The sequence below is a fragment of the Sedimentitalea todarodis genome (genome assembly GCF_032595355.1).
Taxonomy (GTDB): domain Bacteria; phylum Pseudomonadota; class Alphaproteobacteria; order Rhodobacterales; family Rhodobacteraceae; genus Sedimentitalea; species Sedimentitalea todarodis.
On the sequence record NZ_JASMWN010000062.1, the window covers coordinates 1 to 4445 of the forward strand.

Consider the following 4445-nt stretch of genomic DNA (forward strand, 5'->3'; position numbering starts at 1 on the left):
TTGGACAACAATATCTGCGAGCGATCAATCAGACCTGTGACCTTAGGGCGCAAAAATTACCTGTTCATGGGATCGAAAGGCGGCGGTGACGCCGCTGCCATCGCCTACACCCTCATTGAGATCTGCCGCATGAACAAGGTCGATCCCGAAGCTTGGCTGCGTTGGGTTCTGGCCCGTGTCGCAGATCACAAAATGAACCGCCTCGATGATCTCATGCCGTGCAATTGGCAGGCCGAATAAGTCAACACCAGTCAGACCGGACGGATACCACCCAAATCTCCGTGATTTGCCAGAAAAGGAAACGAAGTGACCAATCTGTTGCCCGAGATCAGCAGCGACCCGCGCTAGCGCCGTGTCCATGACGAGCGCGAGCGTCATGCGTCTGAGGCTCGCACCGCGCAGGCGCTCAATTTCCGGATGACGCGAATTTTCGTCATGGCGTCGGCACTCGCGGCGATCGCGCGGGGCTATGTGCTTTATGGCACGGATGCGGCACTGAATGAGAGTGGCTCGATCCCCGTGCACTGGCTGGCCGGTGGTGTGTATGCGGTTTCAGAAGCCCAGTCGCCGTTTTCCAATGTACGGAAGAGCCGGTCCGGAAATGCTCAGAACCCGGATGCTGCCTTTCCGTCACACAGTTTGAGGCAAAATCCAGTTTACCGCCAATTGAAAAAACTTGACCATGCTACTCAAGAGCCTCTTCGCTCGTCAAAGCCGGGTACTTTCAGTGCTCGATTTATAGAGCCCGCGAGGCGATTGTGGCTGCGCCGTAGACCCTGAGCGCGATCAGTTTGAAGCTGGTATTGGGATCGGTCCAAACTTGCGGTTGAAGATGAAGAGTGCCACCGTAGCTGCCAGACCCAATAGGTTGACGATCAATGATGGAAACTCCAACGCCCCCAGATCGACGGCCATGGGCCACAGGCACGCGACCCCCGCGAAGAGCGCGAATGCCCGCAGGACGAGGCTTAGGGGTCGCTCCATGCAGCCCTGAAGTCCCGCCGCAAGCGCATATATGCCGAACACCGCAAAGAAGAAAACCAGGAACGCTGCTCCCCAGTCTCCGGACAAGAGAGGTGTATAGGCAAAGAGGACGGGGACGATGTACAAGCCTTTGGCTAGCTTCCAGCTCTGCAATCCGGTTGCCATGGGCGGCGACTTGGCGATTGCTGCGGCGGTGAAGGCGGCAAGGCAGACCGGTGGTGTCACGTTTGAATCCTGACTCAGCCAGAAGACGATCATATGCGCCGATAGCAATGCAGTGGAGGCCAGCGCCGCAGGCACAACCATGTCGCGCAACTGTGCCGAAATCTCCAGTGGCAGGCCGGCGACAAGTGCCGCAGCCTGATCTGGGGGCAGGGGCCCCGACAGTAGCTCCATCGCCGATGGATCGGTGAGCATGAACATGGCCTTGGCGGTATCCGGCAAGGTGCCCGCCACGATAGCGTCGACAACCGCACGGTCCTCGATCATGCCGGCGAGCGCCGGTGCAGAAAGGGTCGCAAGAACGATGTAGGCGGCTGTCACCGGAAGACCCATACCCAGTACCAGCGAAGCAAGGCCAATCAGGACTATGGCAATGAGAAGATTGCCGCCCGACCAGGACGCGATCATCAGGCTGAATGTATTGCCGACACCGGCTGTAACGATGACGTTGATGACAAGTCCAACCGAGCAAAGCAGCACAGCAGACACAATCATGTTGCGTGCACCCATTTCCAGCGCTTCGTATATGGCGCGAAAGCCCATTGGGCGCTTGGTCAGCCAACTCGAGGCTATGACCGCCAGCATGCCGAAGCCAGCGGCGTAGTTGGGCGAATAGCCCGAGACCAACATCCCGATAAGAAGCGCGATCGGGATGATGAAGCTCGCTCCACCGTCCTTGACCGACCGCCATAGGGTGCCGTCCTCTACGGCCATCGGCTGCATGCCGATCCGCATGGCCTCTATTCGCACGAAGAACGCGACCGACAAGAAGTAAAGAAGTGCCGGAAGCGCCGCCACCACCACGATGTACTCGTAGGAAATCTGTGTCAGCGTGGCCATAACGAAGGCCCCCGCACCCATGATCGGTGGCATTAGCTGACCACCGGTTGAGGACGCCGCCTCGACCCCGGCGGCAAACCGGCCCCTGAACCCGGCCTTCTGCATCAACGGAATGGTGATCACCCCCGTCGATGCCGTGTTGGCGATGGCCGAGCCCGAGATTGTGCCGGTCAGGCCTGATGCAACCACCGCGACCAGCCCCGGTCCGCCGACCAATCTACCAGCCACCGACCGGGCAAAATCGACTACGAACTCACCTGCGCCGGATCGTACCAGGAAAGCTCCAAAGATGATAAACAGGAAAACCGTGGTAGATGAAATGCTTGCGATGGTCCCAAAAAGAGCATCGTCACCGTAGATCGACCGGAAATATGTGGTCTCCCAGGAGAGTCCGCGGAACGAAAACACCCCACCGATCCAAGATCCCCACATCGTGACATAGGTGATCGCCAGCACAATGAGCGTCGGAATGATGAATCCCGTAGTGCGTCGCGTCAGCTCGATCGCGGCGAGGATCACGATCGTAATCGCGACCCAGTCCAGCGGTGCCAGACGGGTCCCGCGGTCGTAGATCGCGTCGAGGGCCTGAGACAGGTAGATCGCCGAACCTGCTGCCAGCAAGCCGATTGCGAGATCCAGAATGAGACCATTGCGCGAGCGGGAGGACCAGGTGCTGCGCGACATCGGATAGACGATCGCGCACAACAGGGCGAAGCCGCCGAAATGAAAGGCATTGCGTTCAAGCTCCGAAAGCAAGGGCTTGAACGCAAGCACCATATGCACGACCGAGATGAAAACTGCGAGACCTGATACACCCAGCTTCAACCAATGCGGAAGCGCCCGCTGACCAATGTCTACAGCATCCGGATCGGCATCTTTGTCGACATCAGTCACTACGAGCCCCTCCCTGTGATTGTGGAGCGGATGTCCCGCCGCCGCTCCACCGCTCCTGCGACTAGTTAGCTTTCAGTCGATCGGGCACCGTGATGCCGGCTTCTTCGTAGTAGCGCGCAGCGCCCGGATGCAATGGAAGAGGCAGGCCAGTGATGGCATTCTCCAACATCATTTCTTTGGTCGCCGGGTGTATTGCCTGCAGAAACGGCAGGTTCTCGTAAATCGTCTTGGTAATCATGTAGACGTTCTCTTCCGAGACGTCAGAGCGCACTGCCAGGAAGTTCGGCTGAGCGATGGTGTTTATGTCCGTCTCCTGGCCCGGATACGTTCCTGCCTTGATCACGTAACGTGTCCAGAGTTCTCGCCCGTTATCTGCCGTGGCCACCTGCTCATCGGTAAAATCGAGGATTTTCACGTTGTCGCCAGCGCTCGCCAAAAGCTGGCTGATCGCCCCAACAGGCGCACCGGCAGGAGTGGAGATTGCCTTTACCTGGCCGTTTTGCAATGCCTCGGCCGAGGGCCCGTATCCGGCCTCGACCAGCGTATAGTCGTTCTCGGCATCAATACCGAAGTTTTCCAGGATCGCCACATTCGAACCCATGGTGCCGGAATTGCGGTTTCCGAGCGCTGCACCTTCGCCTTTCAAAGTGACAAAATCCTCAATCGTCCCTGTAGCTGCAGCATCTGCGGAAACGATGAAATGTTCGACGTTCGGCCAGAGGGTCGTCACCGAGTAGAGCCCCTCCTGCTTTCCGTCAGCCTCGAGCGCTCCGGTACCTGTAGCCGCGAAATAGCCGTAGAGACCCTGAAGGATAGCAAACTGCGCTTCGTTCTCACGCAAGAGCCGGATGTTCTCGTCCGAGCCGGCCGAGTTGATCGCTGACATGGCGATCTGTTCGCTCGGTTCGAGCTTTACCTTGACGAGCGTCGATAATGCGACACCGACTGGGTAATAGGTTCCACCTGTCGATGCGGTGGTAAGAATGTACTGTGCCTCTTCTGCCGGTGCCGTCCCGGCACCGAGACAGACAGCTGCGGTTGCCGCGGCAAGCAGCGTCCTGCATGATCTTGTCATGGGTTCCTCCTCCATGTCTCACACAGAACTCCGATCGGTTCGTGTGAACCTTTCACCTTACTGCGTTGACCGTCGTTGGCAATGGCCTATCCCCCGGCCCGGTGTGATCCGGATCACCAATTGGAAGCGAACGGAGATCAAACACGCTACACAGAAGTTCGACAGGTAGTGTCGCAAAGTTCCGGATTTCGGATACTGCGCGCCTTTGAAACTGACCAATCGCTTAAATCTTGAACGGAATGTCGAAAGGTTGCTCCAAAAATACCACTGTCCAGAAGTGCACCTGGGCGTTAATACTCTGCGACACTATGAATCGCCCCGGGTTTGTCGGAGACCTATAGCTTCATTTCACGCGACCATATCGAGCACGTCGCGCTGTGCATAGAAGTTGTCTTCGGCCTCTGCTGGGGGGATGTTTCCGATGGGGCCG

Annotated in this window: 3 protein-coding genes; 1 reads left to right on the top strand and 2 read right to left on the bottom strand. The window is 57.9% G+C overall.

Features of this window, described 5'->3' with window-relative positions:
- A partial coding sequence (locus tag QO231_RS25755) for a transposase domain-containing protein (RefSeq protein WP_316783082.1) occupies positions 1-240 on the top strand: 240 nt, incomplete at its 5' end.
- 546 nt (positions 241-786) lie between these two features.
- Here the strand turns inward: QO231_RS25755 and QO231_RS25760 are convergent.
- The gene (locus QO231_RS25760) at positions 787-2940 is read right to left on the bottom strand and encodes a TRAP transporter permease (protein WP_316783085.1); all 2154 of its coding nucleotides are present in this window, start codon (positions 2938-2940) and stop codon (positions 787-789) included.
- A 61-nt stretch (positions 2941-3001) separates the two neighbouring features.
- On the bottom strand, positions 3002-4015 hold the full coding sequence (locus QO231_RS25765; protein WP_316783088.1) for a TAXI family TRAP transporter solute-binding subunit: 1014 nt from the start codon (positions 4013-4015) through the stop codon (positions 3002-3004).
- Positions 4016-4445 lie beyond the last annotated feature (430 nt).

Bases quoted from the DNA above. Each gene is read 5' to 3' on its own strand.
- QO231_RS25765 (WP_316783088.1), bottom strand. From the start codon at position 4,015: ATGACAAGATCATGCAGGACGCTGCTTGCCGCGGCAACCGCAGCTGTC.